This is a genomic window from Pseudomonas sp. JQ36 (genome assembly GCF_053851495.1).
Map to the genome: position 1 here is coordinate 1012642 of NZ_CM132642.1, position 22805 is coordinate 1035446.

The window sequence follows — 22805 nt, forward strand, 5'->3', positions numbered from 1 at the left end:
TCCGTTTAGCGGGTTTCGTTGAACAGTTCGCGACCGATCAGCATGCGCCGGATCTCACTGGTACCCGCGCCGATTTCGTAGAGCTTGGCGTCGCGCAGCAAGCGGCCCGCAGGGAATTCGTTGATGTAGCCGTTGCCGCCGAGAATCTGGATGGCGTCGAGGGCCATTTGTGTGGCGCGTTCGGCGGTGTAGAGGATCACCCCGGCGGCGTCCTTGCGCGTGGTTTCGCCGCGCTCGCAGGCCTGGGCCACCGCGTACAGGTAGGCGCGGCTGGCGTTGAGTTGGGTGTACATGTCGGCGACTTTGCCCTGGATCAGCTGGAATTCGCCGATGCTCTGGCCGAACTGCTTGCGATCGTGGATGTACGGCACGATCAGGTCCATGCACGACTGCATGATCCCGGTCGGACCGCCGGACAGTACGACGCGCTCGTAATCGAGGCCACTCATCAGCACCTTCACGCCGCCGTTGAGCACACCGAGGATATTTTCTTCCGGCACTTCGACGTCATCGAAGAACAGCTCGCAGGTGTTGGAACCGCGCATGCCGAGCTTGTCGAACTTGTTGCTGCGGCTGAAGCCTTTCCAGTCGCGCTCGACGATGAACGCAGTGATGCCGTGCGGGCCTTTTTCCAGGTCGGTCTTGGCGTAGATCACGTAGGTGTTGGCGTCGGGGCCGTTGGTGATCCAGGTCTTGCTGCCATTGAGCACGAAGCGGTCGCCGCGTTTGTCGGCGCGCAGTTTCATCGAAACCACGTCGGAGCCGGCGTTGGGTTCGCTCATGGCGAGGGCGCCGACGTGTTCGCCGCTGATCAGCTTCGGCAGGTACTGGCTTTTCTGTTCGTGGTTGCCGTTACGGTTGATCTGGTTGACGCAGAGGTTGGAATGCGCGCCGTAGGACAGCGCCACCGAAGCCGAACCACGGCTGATTTCCTCCATCGCCACCACATGCGCCAGGTAACCCAGGCCCGCACCGCCGTACTCTTCCGGCACGGTGATACCCAGCAGGCCCATGTCACCGAATTTGCGCCACATGTCGGCCGGGAACAGGTTGTCGCGGTCGATCTGCGCGGCGCGTGGGGCGATCTGATCGGCGACGAAGGACTGAACCTGATCGCGCAGCATGTCGATGGTTTCACCGAGGGCGAAGTTCAGGGATGGGTAGCTCATGGGTCACCTTTTGGCTTTTTTGTAGGGTGGGGAGGGCGGTCAATGGCTCTCACCTTTACGTTAACGTAAGCCTGTGACGAATGGCTGTCAATCACCCTTTACGTTAACGTCAACATAGGCGAGAGTAGGACCAGTTCAGGATTGAAGCGGAGTGCTTTTGGTGGGAGCGGGCTTGCTCGCGAATGCAGTGTGTCAGCCTATACATCTGGCGACTGATCCTCCCCATTCGCGAGCAAGCCCGCTCCCACCCGAAGCAAAATCCCGGTAAACCCACTAATAAAGACAATAGGGGTCGTCATGGATCAACCCAGTGCAAACCCGCAGCGCAGCTACACCCGAGGCTCCCAGGACCAAGCCTTGCTGGCGATGACCATCGGGCAGAAGTTCGACCAGACTGTCGCGCAACACCCGGATGGCGAGGCGCTGGTCGTACGGCATCAGCAGTTGCGCTACACCTGGCAGCAACTGGCCGATAGCGTCGATCTGCACGCCAGAGCCTTGCTGGCGCTGGGTTTGCAGGCCGGCGATCGGCTTGGCATCTGGGCGCCGAACTGTGCGCAGTGGTGCATCACGCAAATCGCCACGGCGAAGCTCGGCGTGATCCTCGTCAACATCAACCCGGCCTACCGCAGCTCCGAACTGGAATACGTGCTCAAACAGTCCGGTTGCCAGTGGCTGGTTTGCGCCGGCGCGTTCAAGTCCTCCAACTACCACGCCATGCTGCAAGGGCTGGTGCCGGAACTCGCCGAGCAATCCATAGGCCAGTTGCGCAGCGAACGTCTGCCGGATTTACGTGGGGTGATCAGCCTCGACGCACAGCCACCGTCGGGCTTCCTGCCGTGGTCGCAACTGGCCGATCTGGCGAGCAGTGTTTCGCCCGAACAATTGCGTGAGCGCAGCGACAGCCTGCACTTCGATCAACCGGTGAATATCCAGTACACCTCCGGCACCACCGGTTTCCCCAAGGGCGCGACCCTCAGTCACTACAACATCCTCAACAACGGTTACATGGTCGGCGAAAGCATCGGCCTGACCCCGAGCGACCGGCTGGTGATCCCGGTGCCGCTGTATCACTGCTTCGGCATGGTCATGGGCAACCTCGGCTGCATCACCCACGCCAGCACCATGATTTACCCCAACGACGCGTTCGACCCGTTACTGACCCTGCAAACCGTCGCCGAAGAACAAGCCACCGGCCTCTATGGCGTGCCGACCATGTTCATCGCCATGCTCGATCAACCGCTGCGTGGCGAATTCGATCTGTCGAGCCTGCGCACCGGGATCATGGCCGGCGCCACGTGCCCGATCGAAGTCATGCGCCGGGTCATCAGCGAGATGCACATGAGCGAAGTGCAGATTGCCTACGGCATGACCGAAACCAGCCCGGTGTCGCTGCAGACCGGACCCAACGATGAGCTTGAACTGCGCGTGACCACCGTCGGCCGCACCCAGCCGCAACTGGAAAGCAAAATCATCGACGAGGCCGGCAACCTGGTGCCGCGCGGTACCATTGGTGAGCTGTGCACCCGCGGTTACAGCGTGATGCTCGGTTACTGGAGCAACCCGCAGGCCACCGCTGAAGCCATCGATGAGGCCGGCTGGATGCACACCGGCGACCTGGCCAGTATGAACGATGAGGGTTACGTGAACATCGCCGGGCGCAACAAGGACATGATCATTCGCGGCGGCGAGAACGTTTATCCGCGTGAGCTGGAAGAGTTTTTCTTCACCCACCCGGCGGTGGCGGACGTGCAGGTGATCGGCATTCCGTGCTCGCGTTACGGTGAGGAGATTGTCGCCTGGATCAAGTTCCACCCCGGTCACAGCGCCTCCGAACTGGAATTGCAAACATGGTGCAAGGAGCGCATCGCGCACTTCAAGACGCCGCGTTACTTCAAATTCGTCGAAGAGTTCCCGATGACGGTGACGGGCAAGATCCAGAAATTCAGGATGCGTGAGATCAGTATCGAGGAGCTCCGCGAAAAGCAGGCCTGACAACGATCAAATGTGGGAGCGGGCTTGCTCGCGAATGCGGTGTATCAGATACAAATTTGTCGCCTGACACTCAGCATTCGCGAGCAAGCCCGCTCCCACAGGGAATCTGTGATGTTTTCCGGAATCACAGAAAGCACAAAGGGGAGCCGAAGCTCCCCTTTAATTTTGTCGTCGCGTGCTCTTTCTTATTATTGAGGGGCGGTCTGTTGTTGTTTTTGGCAACCGTGGCCCTTTACCGCTGTTTTTGGCGACCCCCATCCGGGGTCAAGAGCAAACGTATTTTTTTGAGCGCTGATCTGCTTTCTCGTTAAACGATCCAACCGATTCGGGAGCTACCTGAAGGTAGTTTTATTGTTCTCTGCCCGGTTGCGGGTCACTCCTGAGAGCACCCTGGAAAGCACACCTTCTCCAAAAAAATCTGTTAGCTGCGTCTCTGCCGTGTTGTTTTTGTTATGTCAGAGTCGGTACGTCTTATTTTTATTGGTTTGCTGCTTTTTATTCTTGTTATGCCATAGAGATAGCAGAAGCCGTGCCAACTTTTTAAAATCCTTGTAAATCAAGGGTTTGAGATTTTTGAAGGATTTTTCTTTCAGGCAAAACCAGACAATTTGTTTCCGTGTTACTCGACTACGCCCACGTTTCCGACACAGCGGTAACACCTTCACCCTCACTGGGCGTTACGGGCCTTGGCCACACGCGAACCGCTCGGGCGACCGAGCACCGCGCTGATCTGCTGACCCGCCGCAATCAAGGCGTCCAGGTCGATACCAGTCTCGATGCCCAAGCCGTTGAGCAGGTACACCACATCTTCGGTGGCGACGTTACCGCTCGCGCCTTTGGCGTACGGGCAGCCGCCGAGGCCGGCGATAGAGCTGTCGAACACCGCGATGCCTTCCAGCAGGCTGGCATAGATGTTGGCCATCGCCTGGCCGTAGGTGTCGTGGAAGTGCCCGGCGAGTTTTTCCCGTGGCACTTGCGCCGACACCACTTCGAACAACCGCCGGGTCGCGCCGGCGGTGCCGGTGCCGATGGTGTCGCCGAGGGACACTTCGTAGCAGCCCATTGCGTACAACTCGCGCGCGACCATCGCCACTTGCTCCGGCGCGACCTCGCCTTCATAAGGGCAGCCGAGCACACAGGACACGTAACCGCGCACGGTAACGCCATGCTGTTTCGCCGCTTCCATGATCGGTGCGAAGCGCGCCAGGCTTTCGCTGATCGAGCAATTGATGTTGCGCTGCGAGAACGCCTCGGACGCGGCGGCGAACACCGCGACTTCTTTCACGCCTGCTGCCAGCGCGTCTTCAAAGCCGCGCAGGTTCGGCGCCAGTGCGCCGTAGGTCACACCGGGCTTGCGCTGGATCTGCGCGAACACCTCGGCGGACCCGGCCATCTGCGGCACCCATTTCGGTGAGACAAAACTGCCGACTTCGATGTAACCAAGGCCGGCGGCGCTCAGGGCGTCGACCAGTTGCACCTTGTCAGCCACGCTGATCGGTTGGGCTTCGTTCTGCAGGCCATCGCGCGGGCCGACTTCGATCAGGCGTACTTGAGAGGGGAGGGACATGGGATTGACCTGCTCATTTTCGGAATTACATGAGGTCCCTGTGGGAGCGGGCTTGCTCGCGAAGGCGGTGTATCAGATACAAAATTTGTCGCCTGACACTCCGCCTTCGCGAGCAAGCCCGCTCCCACAGGAAATGAGTTGTGGCTGATTACTGCGCTATCTGCTGGCTCTTCAGCGTCTGTTCCAACGCCTGCACGCAGCGTTCTTCAGCAGTATCGAGTTCCAGCTTCATCTGTTCGATGTCGAGCAGCTGCTGCTCGAGCTGTTCGCGGCGCTCGCTGATTTTCGCCAGCATGCTGTTGAGCTGTTTGGTGTTACCGCTGGACGGGTCGTAGAGCTCGATCAACTCACGGCATTCGGCCAGCGAGAAACCGATGCGCTTGCCGCGCAGGATCAGCTTCAGGCTGACCTTGTCGCGTGGGGAGTAGATGCGTTCCTGGCCACGGCGCTCAGGGCTGAGCAGGCCTTGTTCTTCATAAAAGCGGATCGCCCGGGTGGTGATGTCCAGCTCGCGGGCGAGGTCGGAAATGCTATAGGTCTGGCTGCTCATGAACGCGCTCGGAAAAGGTCTTGGCGCTAAGCTAATGGCGAGTTGACGTTTACGTCAAGGTTCAAAATGTGTGCTGTGAGGGATGGCCCCTTCGCGAGCAAGCCCGCTCCCACATTTGATTGCGTTCCATCTGGTGGAACGCGGTCGTATGTGGGAGCGAGCTTGCTCGCGAAGAACGATGACTCGGTAAAAAGACTTACACCTTATCGAGCTTCTTCTCCTGCGCCGCCACCTGCTGGCACAACTCGATGATCTGCTCGCGCATCCAGCGATTGGCCGGGTCCTGGTCGGTGCTTTCATGCCAATACAGATGAGTCTCCAGCGGCGGTACGTCGTTGACCGGCAGGTTGAACGCATGCAAGTCATTACGCCGGGCAAAGCGCTCGGGTACCGTCATCACCATGTCGGTCTGCTGCATGACCTGCGACGCCATCAGATAATGCTGCGAGCGCAGGGCGATCTTGCGCTGAATGCCCATTTTGCCCAGCGCCAGATCCACGTAGCCCAGCCCGCTGCGGCGGCTGGAGATATGGATGTGGGTCAGCGACAGATAGTCATCCAGCGACAGTTTTTCCTTGCCCGCCAGCGGATGGCCCTTGCGCATCGCACAGACGTAACGGTCCTCCATCAGCTTGACGTGACGCACCTGCGGGTCAGTGTTGAGCGGTGCATCGACGGCGAAATCCAGGCGCCCGGCAGCCAATTCCTTGGTAGTTTCGCGGCGTTTGGACAGGAAACTCTCGATGATCACCGTCGGCGCCAGACGCCGCAAACGCTGGAACAGCGGCGGCAGAATCACCGCCTCAGTGAGGTCGGTCATGCTGATGCGGTAAGTCTTCACCGCCTGCGCCGGGTTGAAAATCCGGCTTTCCTGCACTGACACCCGCAGCAGCGATAGCGCGTTGCGCACCGGGCCGATGATGTTCTGCGCCATCGGCGTCGGCACCATGCCCTGCGCGGTGCGCACGAACAGCGGATCGTTGAAGGTTTCGCGCAACCGCGCCAACGCGTTGGACACCGCCGGCTGGGTAATCCCGACAATCTGCCCGGCGCGGGTCAGGTTGGCTTCGGTGTAGATCGCGTCGAAGACGATGAAAAGGTTGAGGTCGACCTTACTCAGATTCATAACGCGGCTTCTCTTGTTCTGTGGGCTGACGATCAGCGGATCATATATCGGTGATGAATGTTTATACACGCCGAGAATAGGCTAGGTAAATTATCCGCGCTGTTCTAGCATCGATTGCATGATCTGAACAACCTCTGCCTAAAGAAGGTAATTGCTCATGGATTTCGCTTATTCGCCCAAGGTGCAAGAACTGCGTGAGCGCGTGACCGCGTTCATGGACGCTTACGTTTACCCGGCCGAAGCCGTGTTCGAACGCCAGGTTGCCGAGGGCGATCGCTGGCAGCCGACCGCGATCATGGAAGAGCTCAAAGCCAAGGCCAAGGCTGAAGGGCTGTGGAATCTGTTCCTGCCGGAATCGGAACTCGGCGCCGGCCTGACCAACCTTGAATACGCACCGCTGGCGGAAATCATGGGCCGTTCGTTGTTGGGGCCGGAGCCGTTCAACTGCTCGGCGCCGGACACCGGCAACATGGAAGTGCTGGTGCGCTACGCCAACGAAGAGCAGAAGCAGCGCTGGCTCCAACCGCTGCTACGCGGCGAGATCCGCTCGGCGTTCGCCATGACCGAGCCGGACGTGGCCTCGTCCGACGCGACCAACATGGCTGCCCGCGCCGTGCGTGATGGCGACGAGTGGGTGATCAACGGCAAGAAATGGTGGACTTCCGGCGCCTGCGATCCGCGCTGCAAGATTCTGATCTTCATGGGCCTGAGCAACCCCGACGCACCGCGCCATGCGCAGCACTCGATGATCCTCGTGCCGGTCGATACCCCCGGGGTGAAAATCGTCCGTCCGCTGCCGGTGTTCGGCTACGACGATGCACCGCACGGCCACGCCGAAGTGCTGTTCGACAACGTGCGCGTGCCGTACGAAAACGTCCTGCTTGGTGAGGGAAGAGGCTTCGAGATCGCTCAGGGGCGCCTCGGCCCAGGGCGGATTCACCACTGCATGCGCTCGATCGGCATGGCTGAACGTGCGCTGGAATTGATGTGCAAGCGCTCGGTGAGTCGCACCGCGTTCGGCAAGCCATTGGCGCGTCTGGGCGGTAATGTCGACAAGATCGCCGACTCGCGGATGGAAATCGACATGGCCCGTCTGCTGACCCTGAAAGCGGCGTACATGATGGACACCGTCGGCAACAAAGTGGCGAAGAGCGAGATCGCGCAGATCAAGGTCGTCGCACCGAACGTGGCCCTGCGGGTGATCGACCGGGCGATCCAGATCCACGGCGGGGCCGGGGTCTCGAATGATTTCCCGCTGGCCTACATGTACGCCATGCAGCGCACCCTGCGCCTGGCCGACGGCCCGGACGAAGTGCACCGCGCGGCGATCGGCAAGTTCGAAATCGGCAAGTATGTGCCGAAGGAAATGTTGCGTAGCGGTCATTAAGACCGCGTCGCCGGCTTCGCGAGCAAGCCCGCTCTCACATTCGACCGCATTCCAGCTGGAAGCATGCGATCAAAAGTGGGAGCGGGCTTGCTCGCGAAGGGGCCCATGCATCCAGCACATCAACATCAGATTCAATACAGCCAAACCTCAACCCGCCGATTCTTGATCCTGCCTTCATCCGCACTGTTCGCCGCCACCGGCATCAGCGCGCCAAACCCGCGCACCTCGCGCAGCACCACGCCGTTCTTCACCAACTCGCGACGCACGGCCATCGCCCGCAGCTTCGACAGCAGGTCGGCGCGTGCCGGATCGTCTTTCTCGTCGCCAAACCCCACCAGCGTCACCGCGCGCTCGGTCTTGTCGTGGCGCTGTATATAGTCGAGCACCCGCGCCAGATCCTGCCGCGCCTTATTGTCGAGGCTGGCGCTGCCTTCTTCGAAACGGAAATTCACTGTCAGACGCTGGGCGTGGCGGCTGAGGGATTGATAACCCTCGGGCATCAGCGCATTCGGCGTGACGGTCATCGCGTGCACGGTCTGGCTGATGAAACCTTTGGCCGCGACAATCTTCTGGCCCTGTGAGCTTTGCGCAAACGCCACCAATGCCGATGCCCATGGATTCTGGTTGTGGGGCGGCAGATAAAAGAACAGGCGCCGCGACAGCGGATAGTCCTCAGTGGCAATCAGGCTGTTGAGCGGCAACATCGATTGCGATGCGCCGTCGGCGATGGCCACGGCTTTGGCCTGGCGCACATACGGCAGACCGATGAAACCAATACCCTGCGGATCACTGCTCACCGCGTCGGACAATTGCTCGCTGGATTCGAAGCGTTTCGCACTGGAACTCAGATTTTTCCCACGCCGACCCAGCACCAGTTCCTTGAACGTGTCGTAAGTGCCGGACTGATCATCCCGCGCATATAAATGAATCGCGCCGCCGCGACCGCCGAGTTCTTCCCAGGTTTTCACCTCACCGCTGAAGATCCGCGCCAGTTGCTCGGTGTCCAGTTGCTGCAGTGGGTTGCCGGGGTGAAGGATTATCGCCAGACCGTCGATGGCGATGACCTGTTCGGCTTCGGGGCTCTTCATGTCGCCGAGCGCTTGCAGGCTGAGCAGTTCGTTGTCCTTGATCGGGCGGGAAGAAGCGGCGAGGTCGGCACTGGCGCTTTTCAGTGCAGTGAAGCCGGTGCTGGAACCGTGGGCGGCGACTTCAATCACCACCCGTTTGCCTTGGGCGTTCTGGCCGACGATGTGTTGTTCGTTGGCGGTGTCGGGATTTTCGCGGTGGACTTTGAGCAGCCCTTGTTCTTGCAGGAAACCTTCGACCAACGCCGGGCCGAGATCGGCGCCAATGGTGTTGGAACCCTGAATGCGCAATGCCGGGCCGTTTTCGGGGATGGGCAGAGTGGCGGCAGACACCGACAGCCATGCACTCGACAGAAAAGCGAACAGAACACGCAGGGTCATGCCGGCACCGAATCAAGCCAAGGGGATTGCCGGGGAGATTAAGTCAGGCGCATGACCAAAACATGACAGTGATCCAATGTAGGAGTGAGCCTGCTCGCGATGGCGGAGTATCAGCCAATAAACACATCGACTGATCCACCGTCATCGCGAGCAGGCTCACTCCTACAAGGTTCTCTTAAAGCTTGAGATCAGGCCAGTTCAAGCCAGATCGGCGCATGATCCGACGGTTTTTCCATGCCGCGCAGTTCATAGTCCACGCCCGCATCCTTGACCCGCGGCAGCAAGCCATGGGAGGCGAGGATCACGTCGATGCGCAGGCCACGTTTCGGTTCGTCCTCAAACCCACGGCTGCGATAGTCGAACCAGCTGAACATGTCGGTCACGTCCGGGTTCAAGTGACGATAGCTGTCGGTCAGGCCCCAGTTTTTCAGGCGGGCCATCCACTCGCGTTCTTCCGGCAGGAAGCTGCACTTGCCGGTTTTCAGCCAGCGCTTCATGTTGTCCGGACCGATGCCGATGTCGCAGTCTTCCGGGGAAATGTTCACATCGCCCATTACCACCAGCGGCTGTTCGTTGTGGAACTGGCTTTCCAGCAGGGTTTGCAGGTCGCTGTAAAAGCGTTGCTTGGCCGGGAATTTGGTCGGGTGGTCGCGGCTTTCGCCCTGCGGGAAGTAGCCGTTCATGATGGTCACCGGCACGCCATTGGCGTCGGCGAAAGTGCCCCAGATAAAGCGACGCTGCGCGTCTTCTTCATCGCTGGCGAAGCCTTTATGAATCGCGATCGGCTCTTTGCGCGACAGTAGCGCGACGCCGTAATGGCCTTTCTGGCCGTGGAAATAAACGTGATAACCCAGCGCACGCACTTCTTCCAGCGGAAACTGGTCGTCGTGAACCTTGGTTTCCTGCAGGCCGATCACGTCCGGCTGATGCTTTTCGATCAGCGCTGCCAGCTGATGCGGACGGGCGCGCAGTCCGTTGATGTTGAAGGAAACAATCTTCATGGTCGGCAGTCCTGGCAAAAGGGCGATGCTAGCTGACATGTGGGACGGGGGCCAGTGTGGGGTGGGAGAAATCATTTTTGCCTGCAAGATAGATGTTGTCTGAACCGGCCTCTTCGCGAGCAAGCCCGCTCCCACAGGTTTATGCATTCCAAATGTGGGAGCTCGCTTGCTCGCGAAGGCGTCATTTGAATCGATGAAGATCCCGAGTTGGTCTATACCTGTGGGGAACTGCGCCACCGGCAAAAGGTTCGTACCATCAAGAGCGCAGTCATTTGAGCCGCGCCCCGGGGAGAATCACCGTCATGCCTGAAACCCAGACCGCCATCGCCGACATCCACATGCTCGACCGCGGTTACTCGCGCGAAGCCCGATCGCTGCTGTATCAGGCCTATCGCCACGAGCCGACCTTCGGTTACCTGTTCGAGGCCGAGCGGCCGGGCTACGAGCAGCGCGTGCGGGCCACGGTGCGCGAACTGGTCAAACAGCATTTTCTGCAGGATCAGCCGGCCATCGGCCTATTGGTCAATGACCGCCTGATCGGCATTGCCCTGATCGCGCCGCCGCAGCGTCGCCTGGGCATCACCGAGAGCTGGGCGTGGCGCCTGCGCATGGTGCTCAGCACCGGTTTCCGCTGCACCCGGCGCTATCTGGAATACCACGATGCAGTGGCCGCCTGCGTGCCCAGCGACTCGGTGCACATGCTGCCGCTGCTGGGCATTCATCCGCAGTTTCAGGGCAAACACTTCGGCGAGCAGTTGCTGACCGCCGTGCACAACTGGTGCGCGGTGGACGAAACTTCGCAAGGCGTGGTGCTCGACACCGGCAACCCGCGTTACCTGGAATTCTATAAACGCCAAGGCTACGAAGAGATCGGCGAAGTGGCCGTCGGCCCGGTGCGCGAGCACGTGTTTTTTCACGCCAATCCGCAGGTGTTACAAACTGCAACGGCTTAGCCATAGAACTTTTCAGGAAATTTCCTGTTCTATCACGCTCCCAAGCCCGTGATAGCATCCGCGCCTATGAAGTTTCCAGGAAGATTTACCAGTGGCGTGCTCATGCTGTTAACCAGCTGCGCGGCGCTGGCTCAAAGTGAATTGGACGTGCGGATCAAACCGTCCAACGATGAACTTAAAGCCAATATAGAAGGCTATATCGGCAGCCTCGGCGATCGTGATGAAGAAGCCTTGCTGCGCTTCAGTCGCGGGGCCGAGGAGCAGGCGCGCAAAGCTGCGCAGGCCTTGGGTTATTACCAGCCGCAGATCGACAGTGACGTGAAGGGCGGCGACAAGCCGCGCCTGGTGCTGAACATCGATCCCGGCGAACCGATTCGCCTGCGCAACGTAACCATCCGCGTCGACGGGCCTGCTGCCTCCCTCAAATCCTTTCGTGTGCCGAGCAGTGACACGCTCAAGTCCGGCGCGGTGCTCAACCATGGGCGTTATGAAGACGCCAAACGCCTGATCCAGAACCAGGCCTCGCGCTTCGGTTTTTTCAGTGGCCATTTCACCAGTCAGAAACTCCTGGTCGACCCGCGTGCCGGGGTGGCCGACGTTGAATTGATCTACGAAAGCGGCCCGCGTTATGCGCTGGGCAAAGTCAGTTTCGAGGGCGATACGCCGTTCGACGAAGACCTGCTGCAACGCATGGTGCCGTTCAAGGCTGGCGACCCGTATGACTCCGAGCTGATCGCCGAACTCAACCGCGACTTGCAATCGAGCGGCTACTTCGAAGGCGTGCGCGTCGATGCGGCGCCGACGGCGGCCAAAAACGACGTGATCCCGGTCGACGTCAAACTCGACACCCGCAAGCCACGCACCATGGGCCTGGGCCTCGGTTATTCGACCGACGTCGGCCCACGGATCAAGGCCAACTGGACGCGCCACTGGGTCAACCCGCAGGGCGACAGTTACGGCTGGGAAGCCGAATTGTCGGCGCCGCGACAGAACGTCGGGTTGTTCTATGACATCCCGCTCGACCCGCCGCTGACCGACAAACTGCGTTGGGCCGGTGGTTATCAATTTGAAAACATCGACGGCTCGGACACCCTGAGCAAACTGCTGACCTTCGGCCCGGAATGGCACAGCAAGTTGCCGAGCGGCTGGCAGCGGGTGATCTCGTTGAAATGGCAGCGTGAAGAATATGAACTCGGCGACGACTCCGGCCTGAGTACGTTGCTGATGCCCGGCATCAGTTACTCGTACCTGAAAAGCGACAACCGCATCGACCCGCACAACGGCTATCGCCTGAGCTTCGAAAGCAAAGTGGCCAAGGAAGGCCTCGGTTCGGACAACAACCTTTTATATGGCACGGCGTTGATCAAAGGCCTGACCACGGTGTTCGACAAACACCGCTTCCTCGGTCGGGTGCAGGTCGGCGGTAGCGCCACCAACGGTTACAACTCGGTGCCGCCGTCCCTGCGTTTCTTCGCCGGTGGCGATCAAAGCGTGCGCGGTTACGACTACCAGAGTCTGTCTCCGGAAAACTCCGATGGCGACCGCATCGGTGGACGCTACATGGTCGCCGGCAGCGTCGAGTACCAGTATTCGATTGCCGAGAAATGGCGGGTCGCGACCTTCGTCGACCAGGGCAACTCCTTCAACAAACTCGAACTGCCGAACCTCAAGACCGGGGTCGGTATCGGTGTGCGCTGGGTCTCGCCGGTGGGGCCGATCCGCCTCGACCTGGCCCACGCGCTGGACGACGACGGCGGCATCCGGCTGCACTTTTCCATGGGGCCTGAGCTGTGAAGCGTGGTTTGAAAATAGTGGCACTGGCGCTGTTGGCGCTGGTGCTGTTGGTTGCATTGAGCATCGCAGCCGTACTCGGCACGCAAGCCGGCAGCCGTTGGGCGCTGAGCCTGGTGCCGGGTTTGAGCGTGGAGAATTTCCAGGGCCGTCTCGGTGGCCAATGGAGCGCCGATCATCTGCTGTGGCAGCAGGACAGCAGTCGCGTCGAGCTGAACCAGGCAATCTTCGCCTGGTCGCCGCTGTGCCTGACCCGCATGACTTTGTGCATCGAACAGCTCAAGGCCGATCAGGTAATTCTGCAATTCCCGCCGAGTGAAGAAACCACTGAAAGCGGCCCGATCAAACTGCCGGATCTGCAACTGCCGGTGGCCATCGAACTCGGCGACGTACAAGTCGGCAGCCTGCTGTTCAACGGCAGCGAGCAGCTCAAGGGCCTGCAACTGGCGGCGCACTGGACCGCCCAGGGCATGCAGATCGACAGCGTGAAACTGCAGCGCGACGACCTCAGCCTGAACCTCTCCGGCCTGCTGCAACCGACCGGCAACTGGCCGCTGAACATCGCCGGTGACCTGAGCCTGCCGTCCCCAGGCACTGGCCCATGGACGCTGGCGTTGAAAGTCGACGGCGATCTGCTGAAAACCATCAACCTGCACGCCAACAGCCACGGTTACCTCGACGGCCAGTTGAGCGGCGAACTGCAACCGCTGGCGGAAAACCTGCCGGCCAAGGTGCGCATCACTAGCGAGGCGTTCAAACCGAGCGCCGATTTGCCGGACACGCTGCAACTCAATCAACTGGTATTGACCGCCGACGGTGACCTGCAAAACGGTTATCAGCTCAACGGCAACGCCACGCTGCCCGCCGATAAAGGCCCGGTGGCGCTGCTGCTCAAAGGCAAGGTCGATGCCAGTGGCGCGCAGATCGCCGGCCTCGACCTGAGTGCCAACGACAAGCAAAGCCTCAAGCTCACTGGCAGCGTTGACTGGAGCAAGGGCCTCACGGCTCAGGCCAATATCAACTGGCAGGATTTCCCGTGGCATCGGCTCTATAACGAAATCGACGAGCCGCAAGTCGCCTTGCGCACCTTCACTGGCGAAGTCTCCTACACCGACGGTCAATACCTCGGTAACTTCGCCGCCGACCTCGATGGCCCGGCGGGGGCGTTCAGCCTGAGCAGCCCGTTCAGCGGCAGCCTGAAGCAGATCGCCTTCCCGCAATTGAAAATGGAAGCCGGGCAGGGCAAGGCCGAAGGTCATGTCAACGTGCAGTTCGCCGATGGCATCGCCTGGGACACCGCGCTGGATCTCTCTGCGCTGAACCCGGCGTACTGGGTTGCGGAGTTGCCGGGCACCCTGGCCGGGCCGTTGCGCAGCAAAGGCGAAATGAAGAACGAACGCCTGAGCCTGACTGCTGACCTCGATCTGAAAGGCAAACTGCGCGGCCAACCGGCGATCCTGCAAGCCAAGGCTGACGGCGCGGGCGAGCAGTGGAACCTGAATGCCCTGCAAATCCGCCTCGGCGATAACAGCATCAGCGGCAAGGGTAGCCTGCAACAGAAACTCACCGGCCAGATCGACATCAAACTGACGCGTCTGGCCCAGCTCTGGCCGCAGTTGCGCGGGCAGGTCATGGGGCAGGTCAACGTTGCTGGCACGCTGAAAGCTCCGCAAGGCAAACTCGGCCTGCAAGGTTCGCAACTGGCGTTTCAGGACAATCGCCTGCAAAGCCTCAACCTCGACGCCACGCTCGACAGTGCGCAACGGGCGAAGATCGATCTCAAGGGCAGCGGCATTCAGGCCGGCGACACCAATCTTGGCGTGTTGACCGCCAGCGCGCAGGGCGACATCAAGAGCCAGAAACTCAACCTCGACCTGCTCGGGCCGAAGCTGAAACTGGCCCTCGGTCTGGACGGCAATCTGGACAAGGGCAACTGGCGCGGCCGTCTGGCCAGCGGCGATATTCAGGCCGGCGGCCAGGACTGGAAACTGCAGAGCCCGGCCAAACTCGAACGCCTCGCCGACGGCAAGATCAACTTCGGCGCGCATTGCTGGATGTCCGGCAATGCCAGCCTGTGCGGTGAAGATCAGCGGCTGCTGCCGGAGCCGAAACTGCGCTATCACCTCAAGCAGTTCCCGATCGAAAGCCTCGCACAATGGCTACCGAAAGACTTCGCCTGGCAGGGCAAACTCAACGCCGACCTGCAACTGGACCTGCCGGCCAGCGGCCCCAACGGCGTGGTCAGCGTCGACGCCAGCGGCGGCACCTTGCGCATGAAGGAAAAGGATCAGTGGCTGGACTTCCCGTACCAGACCCTGAAGCTCACCAGCAAACTCACACCGAAGCGCGTCGATACCGAACTCAACTTCGTCGGCGGCAAGCTAGGCGAATTGATGGTGCAGGCACAGCTCAATCCGCTGCCGAAAAACAAACCGCTGAGTGGTTCTTTCCGTCTCAGCGGGCTGGACCTTTCGGTGGCGCGGCCGTTTGTGCCGATGGTCGAGAAACTGACCGGGCGCCTGAACGGCAGCGGCACGATTTCCGGCGGGCTGCTGGCGCCGCTGGTCAACGGCACCGTGCAACTCAGCGACGGCGAAGTATCTGGCGCCGAGTTGCCGATGGAGTTGCAGAATCTGCAACTCACCGCGGTGATTGCCGGCGAATCGGTGCGCCTCGACGGTGGCTGGAAAAGCGGCAAGAGCGGGCAGGGCAGCCTGAACGGTAACGTCGCCTGGGGCCAGGCGCTGGTGGTCGATCTGGCGCTCAAGGGCACGCAATTGCCGGTCACCGTCGAGCCGTACGCCAAGCTGGAAGTGGCGCCGGACCTGAAGATTTCCATGGCCGGCGATGAGCTGAAAATTGCCGGCAGGGTTCAGGTGCCGCGAGGCGAAATCACCGTGCGTGAACTGCCGCCGTCAACGGTGAAGGTGTCCGACGACACGATCATCGTCGGGGCGCAGACCGAAGAGGGTAAACCACCGCTGGCGATGAAAATGGACATCGACGTGGTGGTCGGCGAAGACAAACTGAGCTTCGCCGGGTTCGGCCTGACCGCCAACCTGCAAGGTCAAGTGCACATCGGCGACAACATGGACACCCGCGGCGAGCTGTGGCTCAACGACGGCCGTTACCGCGCCTATGGCCAGCGCCTGAACGTGCGCCGTGCGCGGCTGCTGTTTGCCGGCCCGATCGATCAGCCGTATCTGGACATCGAGGCGATTCGCCAGACCGACGACGTGATCGCCGGTATCCGCCTGAGCGGCAGCGCCGAGCAACCGACCACGCAAATCTTCTCCGAACCGGCCATGAGTCAGGAACAGGCCTTGTCCTACCTGGTACTGGGGCGTCCGCTGAGCACCAACGGTGAAGACAACAACATGCTCGCGCAAGCGGCGTTGGGCCTGGGCTTGATGGGCAGTTCCGGGGTCACCAGCGGCCTGGCCAAGGACCTGGGGATTCAGGACTTCCAGCTCGACACCCAGGGCAGTGGCAACACCACCAGCGTAGTTGCCAGCGGCAATATCTCCGAGAAACTCAGCCTGCGTTATGGCGTCGGCGTGTTCGAACCAGCCAACACCATCGCGCTGCGTTACAAGCTGAGCAAGAAGGTTTATGTCGAGGCGGCCAGCGGCGTCGCCAGTTCGCTGGATATCTTCTACAAACGGGATTTCTAGACCGTAAGTGGTTATTTGAACCGAGGCGCGGCCTTCGCGAGCAGGCCCGCTCCCACATTCGAACTGTGCCAGGCACGGATTTGTGTTCGCTCGCCCCCCCTGTGGGAGATTCTATGTTGCTCAGCAACCCTAGAATCTCAAACTGATCGGTATTCGCCCTGATTCTTCATCAGGGTGAATGCCACTCGGCAGAGCTTGCGAGCAAGAGCTACCAATGCCTGTGTTTTCGAGAAGCCTCTGGCCAGGTAAGACTCGTAAAAAGGCTTCCACTTGGTTGAGCGACACGCCGCCATTGCGGCGTTGTAGGCTAATCGACGGATCTCCGGATCTCCTTTTTTGCTCAGGAACCTCGGGCCGTTCTTTTTCCCCGAATCGTCCACCGTCAGATCCATACCCAAAAACGCGATGAACGCGTCGCTGTTGGCAAAGTCACCGCGCATATAGGTCGTTGCCAACCCAGTTGCAGTCAGCTCTCCCACGCCCTCGATTGCTTTGCAGCGGTCAATATTGTCATCAATACCGGCCTCTTTGCTGACTTTGCGCAGCAGTTTTTGAATGACCTTGTCGGATCGCTCGAATGCCTTTTGCTGAGCCGTACGTTCTTTCTTCAGCAAGGGTTCGTCGGCCCAGCTCAACATCAGACCCGTATGGTTCTGAATCAGCGTCGCGCGTCTGTGCAGTAAGCTTTTCAGTACGGTGTAGGCTTTAGGAGGCGGGTTCCAAAGCCGCAGTTTGCTTTGTTCATTCGTCAGATAGCGTGCGAGCACGCGTGCATCGCAGGGATCATTTTTGGCTCGCTGACCGACACCGCGACGATAGTGGCTGACTCGATAAGCATCCACCACATAGACCTGATGTCCCATCGCATGAGCCAGATCAACAGTCTCCAAATGGTAGATATTGGTGGCTTCGACAGCGATAGCGCTTTGCGCGGGCAGAGTTTTGAGCCAACGTTTGAGGGCGGCACGATCATTCTTGACCGCTTCAATAGTTTCCAAGTCGGCGCGATAGACAACGATTTCGGCCTTGGCGATATCGATACCAACAACCGTCTGCGAAGTAAGGATTGTCATGACGAATCCTCGGAGCTAGTGTTTAAGAGCTTGTTGGGGTCTACCGTTGCGCTGGCTTGTCTCTGTCGTCGGTTTACCGATGAATTCCTTATTGGCGCTTTGGGTAGAAGGGGCGGGACGAGAAGTCTCCCACGGTCTGTACTGGTCAGAGTCAGAATCGAGTCTGTAGTCCCGCCCACCCCTTCAAGTCTAAACATACAAGCGAGCCTGCTCGCGAAGGCGTCTTCTCATTCATCGATGATGCTGAGGTTGCCGACCTCTTCGCGAGCAGGCTCGCTCCTGATTTGAACTGTTGGGATTACTGGGGCGGGCGGCACACCAGCGCCACCCGTTCGTAGTTCAGCGCCTTGTTGCGTTCCGACAACGCATAAGGCGCTTCGCAGCGCTGGTTCTGCCAGTTGATGATCAGGGTGCCGGCGTCGGCCTCCACCAGCGCCAGTGCCTTGCCGCCCGGGTCGGAGATCGCCAATTGCTTGCCGGCGCTGTCCTCCAGCGAGGCGCCAAACGGGATCGGCTGGTGCTGCGCATCGAACAAGGCGAACTGCACGCGGCGTCCGGTCTTGCTGGTGTAACGCGCCAGCACCACGGCACCACGGCGTGGCACCACTTGTCGGGTCGCATTGTCGATCTCGACATCGCCGCCCAGATCGCGGGTGTCGAGGTTGATCCAGTTCACGCGATAAGGCTGCGCATTGGGCACCACGGCGAAGCCGTTACTGCCAGTGCTGGCCCCGGTGAAACTGCCGATTTTCACTCCTTCCACGCCTTCGACCTGAGCCAGCGCGAACGTCTCGCCCACGGTTTGTCCGATGTTGATCCCGCCGGCATGGCCGACGATCGAACCTGCCAGGTTCAGGTTCTGCGAGTTGTAACCGCGGCCCTGACTGTAACCGGCACTGATATCCATCACCGAGGTGCGGGTGCTGAGGTTGACCGACCCGGAGCTGCCACCGGTGCTGCTGTTGCCGGCTTGTACCGAGTAATAGGTGTCGCTGTCTTCCGACAGATAGCCGTTGATGCCCATTTGCGTGGTGTCGCTGGATTTCTGCGTGCTGGCCGAGACAAACGCCCGGGGAGCGCGGGGCTTGGAACCCAGCGGGAACGACACCGACAGGTTGACCAGTGTGTCGTTGTTCGCCGCCCCGTAATTGCCGACATCCTTAGTATACGTCGCGCCGATGTTGTAACTCACATCCCCCCAATAGTTGCTGTACCCGGCCGACAGGCTTTGCGAACCGCCGCGCCCCCAGTAACGCTGGTCGCTGGCGTTCACGTAGACGCTGCCATATTCCTGGTTGCGCCCCAGGCTCTGGTTGACGGTCAGGTCGGTGCGGGTTTTCGAGTTGCCGGTGCGTTGCTGGCCATCGCGGCTCAACTCCTCGACGTGCTCGGTGAGGGTGCGATAGCCCTCGGTCGAGTAACGGTAGGCAGCGAGGGTGAAGTTGGTGTCGGTGCCGGTGAACGTTTTCGCATACAGCGCGCGCAGGCTGTTACCGGTGACCGTTTCGCCGAAGGTGTTGCTCATCGAGTGGGTCAAGTCCAGGGAGATCGCACCGATGGCGGTATTGCGACCGGCTCCGACGGACAACGCCTTGAAATTGTCCGTCGCCTGCACACCGACGATCCCGGACAAGTTGCTGCTGATGCCATACGCCAGTGTGCTGCTGACAAACTGCGGGGTCTTCTGATCCTCGCTGTTGCTGTTGTACTGGCCGGCCGAGACGCTGTACTTCAACTGGCCCTGACGAACCATGATCGGTAGGCTGGAAAATGCTTGCACCGTCACCCGGCGTCGACCATCGGCTTCGATAATCGTCACTTCCAGGTCACCGTTGGAACCGCTGGGGTAGATATCGCTGATCTCGAACGGCCCCGGCGGCACGTTGGCGGTGTAGAGGATGTAGTTGTTCTGGCGAATCTCCACGGTCGCGCTGGATTGCGCAATGCCGCGAATCACGGGTGCATAACCGCGCTCGCTGTCGGCGCGCATGCCGTCGTCGGACGCCAGTTTCAGGCCGCGATAGCGCACGCTGTCGAACAGGTCGGCGTCGGAGAAAATATCCCCGGCACTGAACTGGCCTTTGAGCGCGGTCACGTCATGTTGCAGATAGCTGCGGTTGCTCTTGAACGTGCTGGGCTGGCCGGTGCTGCTGTTGAAGTTCGATTCGTTACGCAAACGCCAGGCGCCGAGGTTGATGCCATTGCGCAAGCCAACGTTATTGCTCAGCGTGTTTACACCCTGAGTGCTGTTGCGGCTGCTGCTCAACTGATAGTTGATGAACGCGGCGGGCACGCCTGCGTCCCACAAAGCCGGGTCGACATAGCCACGCCGGCCACGCTCCATGGCGCTTTGCGGCACGCTGACCATCAGGCGCAGGCGCGGCACGTCGTAGCGCACGGTGGCGTGGTCGATCAACGCGGGCAGGTCGAGGCAGGCGTCGGGGTCATCGCCGACGAGTTTGCCAGCGGCTTGCAGTTTGCCGATGTCGACCCCCAATTGCTGCACCATCTCCAGGGTCAGGCAGGCCTGGACCTTACCCGTGCCGGGGGGGCGACGGAAGTCGATATCGCGACGGCCGACCAGGGTCTCGTTGCCGTAGAGATCCACCCGGTAAATACCGGGCAGTACGCGACTGGTGGCGAGCAGTGATTGCAGGTCAACAGAGGAGGGAGCGCCTTGCAGAAACGATGTATTGAATTGTTCTTCGTCATCGGCCAGGCAGGTGCAACTGAACACCAGGGCCATTGAAAAAGGCACCAATCCGTCGCGCTTGAGTAAAAACATGCAGGAACCCTATATCACCTCCGATACGAACTAACGGAGCGAAGAGAAATACAGTGAAAGTGCGGCTGTGACAGCGACACGTAAGTTATGGCGCTTCTTTATTCAATCTGGCTCGAATATCGGCACTGTTGGAAAGTTGCGCGCTGTAACGGTCTTGTGCGCCATAGTCATTAATGCTGCTGAATAACAGGCGTGCGGTATTGGTGTGATGAAGTTGTTTGAGGCTGAACTCTTTTTGTTCGCCGGGAGCAATCATCATTGAATCAAAGGGATGTTCGCTGAGTGCGCCCGATTGCAGTGTTATTTCGGCAATCGACACGTGATACTGGCCCGGGTTGTTCACCAGCAGTACTTGTTTGCCGGCGCGTTCGGCCAGGCGCCAGGTCAGTTCGCTCGGTGCCAGGTAGGCATTGTTTTTCAGTCCCGAGGGGCGGAAGAACACCTTGATGCGCTGGCGCACGGCCAGTTGCAAAGTGTTGGCCGATTTCGCCGACTGGGGAATTTCCTGCACGTTGAGCCAGACCACCGACTCGCGGTCGGTCGGCATGCCCGCGCCTTCGTAGATCACCCGCAAGATCTGCTGTTCGTCGCCGCTGACTCGCACCAGTGGCGGAGTGACGGCAAACGGTACCGCGGCAGTTTCACTGGACTCGGTGTCGATCCACGACTGAATCAGTACATCTGCACCGCTGTTACGCACGGTGATCCCGGCTTCCTTGTGTTGGCCGTCGAAGACCAGACGGGTGCTGCTCAAGGAAATGCCGGCCGTGGCCTGATTGGCCACGAGCAGACCCAAAAGGCCCGCACAAAAGGACAATGAGTGACGATAAAACATGATGGTTACCGCGCAAGTGATTGAAAGCGCGGGGCCGTGTGGCCCCGCACCGGGCTCGAGCATTTGCGCGGGTTATTCGTATTGCAGCGTGAACGGCAGGGTGGCATCGCCGCGACCGGCAACGGCAGTTGCCACATCGGCGGTGGTGACGTAGGCGGCCGAGAATTTCAGCGTGGTGTTGCTGTCTTGCAGGGTATTTTCGATCTTCGCGGTGGACGGCGAGCTCAGGTCGATCAATGCGCCGTTGGAGTCGAGCAAGGCGATACCGATGTTCTTCGCAGCGCCCAGGCCGTCGATCAGCTTCAGCACTTTGGTCCCGGCAACGATGCCCGAGCCTGCGCCCTTGGTCGGTTCGAAAATCATCGCCACTTTTGTGCCGGCGTTGCAGTTGATCTTCATGTCGAAGTTTTCGGCGCTCAGGGTGCCGTTGCCTTTAGGTGCAGTGGCGGTGCCCATGTCCTTGATCGACACTTCGCCCATGTTGACCGAAATGGTTTTGTTGCTTCCGGCGCCTTCAACCGAGCAGGCATCGTTGTTGATGGTGCCGGTGAAGTTGATGGTGCCGCTGCCGGCCTTGGTCGGGGTTGGGGCCGGTGGATCTTCTGCCAGAGCGTTGCCGGCAGCGGCAATGATCGAAAGGGCGAGAAGTGCGCGAGTCAGATTTTTCATGTTGCTTTTCCATTGGTTGGGGTTAAAGCAACACAATAAAACCCGGGTTCCCGGTGGAACATCAGACGATTCCTAGATGCGGGGATGTTACGTCGAAGTGCAGAGTCGTTTATTTGAACAAGTTGCGTTCTATGCAATAAGCCAGTAACTCTTGATCGCTATTTACTTCAAGTTTGCGCATGGCTGAGATTTTCTGCGTACTGATGGTTTTGGCACTTCTGTTCAATCCTCTGGCAATTTCGTTAACGCCCTGGCCTTGAACGAACAGCCGCAGAATTTCATGTTCCTTGGGCGACAGTCGGGAAAAGCGTTCATCCAGATCGGCGCCATCGTTGAGCACCGACGTTGGCGCTGGTCCTTTGCTACGTACCCGATTGCCTTTGGCAATGGCTTTGAGCGCCACCTCTATTTCAACGTGCAGCTGGCTTTTCTGAATCACCGCCAGTACACCGAGTTCCTGCAGGCGGGTCAGGATCAGAGGATTGGAAATCATGGTCAGGACCAGCACCTTCACTTCAGGAAAATGCCGGGTCACGAACTCCACCAGCTTCAGGCCGTCACCGTAGGGCGAGTCACCGGGCATGTTGAAATCGGTGATCAACAGATCCACCGCCTGAGACTTCAGCAACTCGATCAAGCCATCGGGACACACTGCCTCGCCCACCACGTTGAAGCGTCGGTCACGCTCGACCAGTTCCCGTACCCCCAGAAGGACGATGGGATGATCGTCGGCGATGACAACGTTGAAGGTTTCCATGGGTGCT

General features: G+C 59.8%; 16 protein-coding genes. 5 read left to right on the top strand and 11 right to left on the bottom strand.

The features are described 5' to 3' along the window. Positions 1-5 precede the first annotated feature (5 nt). A complete protein-coding gene (locus ACS4NR_RS04590) occupies positions 6-1169 on the bottom strand; it encodes an isovaleryl-CoA dehydrogenase (protein ID WP_003223703.1) in 1164 nt (387 codons plus the stop codon). A 297-nt stretch (positions 1170-1466) separates the two neighbouring features. Here ACS4NR_RS04590 and ACS4NR_RS04595 point away from each other — a divergent pair, with 297 nt between their 5' ends. Next, a complete protein-coding gene (locus tag ACS4NR_RS04595; protein ID WP_456019212.1) occupies positions 1467-3164 on the top strand; it encodes an AMP-binding protein in 1698 nt (565 codons plus the stop codon). Positions 3165-3831: 667 nt separating this feature from the next. Here the strand turns inward: ACS4NR_RS04595 and ACS4NR_RS04600 are convergent. From ACS4NR_RS04600 to ACS4NR_RS04610, 3 genes are all read right to left on the bottom strand, one after another. Beyond that, positions 3832-4731, bottom strand: a complete 900-nt coding sequence (locus ACS4NR_RS04600) for a hydroxymethylglutaryl-CoA lyase (protein ID WP_027614624.1) — start codon at positions 4729-4731, stop codon at positions 3832-3834. A gap of 148 nt (positions 4732-4879) precedes the next feature. Next, the gene (locus ACS4NR_RS04605; protein ID WP_003223708.1) at positions 4880-5281 is read right to left on the bottom strand and encodes a MerR family transcriptional regulator; all 402 of its coding nucleotides are present in this window, start codon (positions 5279-5281) and stop codon (positions 4880-4882) included. A gap of 196 nt (positions 5282-5477) precedes the next feature. Further along, positions 5478-6407 (bottom strand): LysR family transcriptional regulator, encoded by a 930-nt coding sequence (locus tag ACS4NR_RS04610; protein WP_027614626.1) that lies wholly within the window; start codon positions 6405-6407, stop codon positions 5478-5480. A 157-nt stretch (positions 6408-6564) separates the two neighbouring features. On the opposite strand from ACS4NR_RS04610, the gene ACS4NR_RS04615 reads away from it, so the two are divergent. Beyond that, positions 6565-7794, top strand: a complete 1230-nt coding sequence (locus tag ACS4NR_RS04615) for an acyl-CoA dehydrogenase (RefSeq protein ID WP_456019213.1) — start codon at positions 6565-6567, stop codon at positions 7792-7794. A 131-nt stretch (positions 7795-7925) separates the two neighbouring features. On the opposite strand, the gene ACS4NR_RS04620 is transcribed toward ACS4NR_RS04615, so the two are convergent. Together ACS4NR_RS04620 and xthA are read right to left on the bottom strand one after the other, a co-directional pair. Then, a complete protein-coding gene (locus ACS4NR_RS04620; protein WP_456019214.1) occupies positions 7926-9260 on the bottom strand; it encodes a substrate-binding domain-containing protein in 1335 nt (444 codons plus the stop codon). Positions 9261-9448: 188 nt separating this feature from the next. Beyond that, on the bottom strand, positions 9449-10261 hold the full coding sequence (xthA, locus tag ACS4NR_RS04625) for an exodeoxyribonuclease III (protein ID WP_095138861.1): 813 nt from the start codon (positions 10259-10261) through the stop codon (positions 9449-9451). Positions 10262-10563: 302 nt separating this feature from the next. Between xthA and ACS4NR_RS04630 the strand changes: the two genes are divergently transcribed. The 3 genes from ACS4NR_RS04630 (at position 10564) to ACS4NR_RS04640 (ending at position 16679) form a co-directional block, all read left to right on the top strand. Continuing rightward, positions 10564-11214: a GNAT family N-acetyltransferase gene (locus ACS4NR_RS04630; RefSeq protein WP_007961094.1), complete on the top strand. Its 651-nt coding sequence runs from the start codon at positions 10564-10566 to the stop codon at positions 11212-11214. Positions 11215-11280: 66 nt separating this feature from the next. Next, positions 11281-13008: an autotransporter assembly complex protein TamA gene (locus ACS4NR_RS04635; protein WP_456019215.1), complete on the top strand. Its 1728-nt coding sequence runs from the start codon at positions 11281-11283 to the stop codon at positions 13006-13008. Further along, positions 13005-16679 (top strand): translocation/assembly module TamB domain-containing protein, encoded by a 3675-nt coding sequence (locus ACS4NR_RS04640; RefSeq protein WP_456019216.1) that lies wholly within the window; start codon positions 13005-13007, stop codon positions 16677-16679. Before ACS4NR_RS04635 ends, ACS4NR_RS04640 begins: the two co-directional genes overlap by 4 nt. Before the next feature lie 137 nt (positions 16680-16816). On the opposite strand, the gene ACS4NR_RS04645 is transcribed toward ACS4NR_RS04640, so the two are convergent. The 5 genes from ACS4NR_RS04645 to ACS4NR_RS04665 form a co-directional block, all read right to left on the bottom strand. Beyond that, the gene (locus tag ACS4NR_RS04645) at positions 16817-17752 is read right to left on the bottom strand and encodes an IS110 family transposase (RefSeq protein ID WP_103369841.1); all 936 of its coding nucleotides are present in this window, start codon (positions 17750-17752) and stop codon (positions 16817-16819) included. A gap of 298 nt (positions 17753-18050) precedes the next feature. Beyond that, positions 18051-20537, bottom strand: coding sequence for a fimbria/pilus outer membrane usher protein (locus tag ACS4NR_RS04650; protein WP_456019217.1), 2487 nt, complete (start codon positions 20535-20537; stop codon positions 18051-18053). Positions 20538-20622: 85 nt separating this feature from the next. Continuing rightward, positions 20623-21372 (bottom strand): fimbrial biogenesis chaperone, encoded by a 750-nt coding sequence (locus tag ACS4NR_RS04655; RefSeq protein ID WP_456019218.1) that lies wholly within the window; start codon positions 21370-21372, stop codon positions 20623-20625. A gap of 72 nt (positions 21373-21444) precedes the next feature. After that, positions 21445-22041, bottom strand: coding sequence for a fimbrial protein (locus ACS4NR_RS04660; protein WP_456019219.1), 597 nt, complete (start codon positions 22039-22041; stop codon positions 21445-21447). A 109-nt stretch (positions 22042-22150) separates the two neighbouring features. Further along, complete coding sequence (locus ACS4NR_RS04665; protein WP_127652064.1) at positions 22151-22798, bottom strand: response regulator; 648 nt, start codon at positions 22796-22798, stop codon at positions 22151-22153. Positions 22799-22805: the final 7 nt, after the last annotated feature.

Coding starts and splice junctions, on each gene's coding strand:
- ACS4NR_RS04630 (WP_007961094.1), top strand. CDS start 10,564: ATGCCTGAAACCCAGACCGCCATCGCCGACATCCACATGCTCGACCGC.
- ACS4NR_RS04605 (WP_003223708.1), bottom strand. CDS start 5,281: ATGAGCAGCCAGACCTATAGCATTTCCGACCTCGCCCGCGAGCTGGAC.
- ACS4NR_RS04665 (WP_127652064.1), bottom strand. CDS start 22,798: ATGGAAACCTTCAACGTTGTCATCGCCGACGATCATCCCATCGTCCTT.
- ACS4NR_RS04635 (WP_456019215.1), top strand. CDS start 11,281: ATGAAGTTTCCAGGAAGATTTACCAGTGGCGTGCTCATGCTGTTAACC.
- ACS4NR_RS04650 (WP_456019217.1), bottom strand. CDS start 20,537: ATGTTTTTACTCAAGCGCGACGGATTGGTGCCTTTTTCAATGGCCCTG.
- ACS4NR_RS04610 (WP_027614626.1), bottom strand. CDS start 6,407: ATGAATCTGAGTAAGGTCGACCTCAACCTTTTCATCGTCTTCGACGCG.
- ACS4NR_RS04660 (WP_456019219.1), bottom strand. CDS start 22,041: ATGAAAAATCTGACTCGCGCACTTCTCGCCCTTTCGATCATTGCCGCT.
- xthA (WP_095138861.1), bottom strand. CDS start 10,261: ATGAAGATTGTTTCCTTCAACATCAACGGACTGCGCGCCCGTCCGCAT.
- ACS4NR_RS04600 (WP_027614624.1), bottom strand. CDS start 4,731: ATGTCCCTCCCCTCTCAAGTACGCCTGATCGAAGTCGGCCCGCGCGAT.
- ACS4NR_RS04590 (WP_003223703.1), bottom strand. CDS start 1,169: ATGAGCTACCCATCCCTGAACTTCGCCCTCGGTGAAACCATCGACATG.
- ACS4NR_RS04595 (WP_456019212.1), top strand. CDS start 1,467: ATGGATCAACCCAGTGCAAACCCGCAGCGCAGCTACACCCGAGGCTCC.
- ACS4NR_RS04645 (WP_103369841.1), bottom strand. CDS start 17,752: ATGACAATCCTTACTTCGCAGACGGTTGTTGGTATCGATATCGCCAAG.
- ACS4NR_RS04655 (WP_456019218.1), bottom strand. CDS start 21,372: ATGTTTTATCGTCACTCATTGTCCTTTTGTGCGGGCCTTTTGGGTCTG.
- ACS4NR_RS04615 (WP_456019213.1), top strand. CDS start 6,565: ATGGATTTCGCTTATTCGCCCAAGGTGCAAGAACTGCGTGAGCGCGTG.
- ACS4NR_RS04620 (WP_456019214.1), bottom strand. CDS start 9,260: ATGACCCTGCGTGTTCTGTTCGCTTTTCTGTCGAGTGCATGGCTGTCG.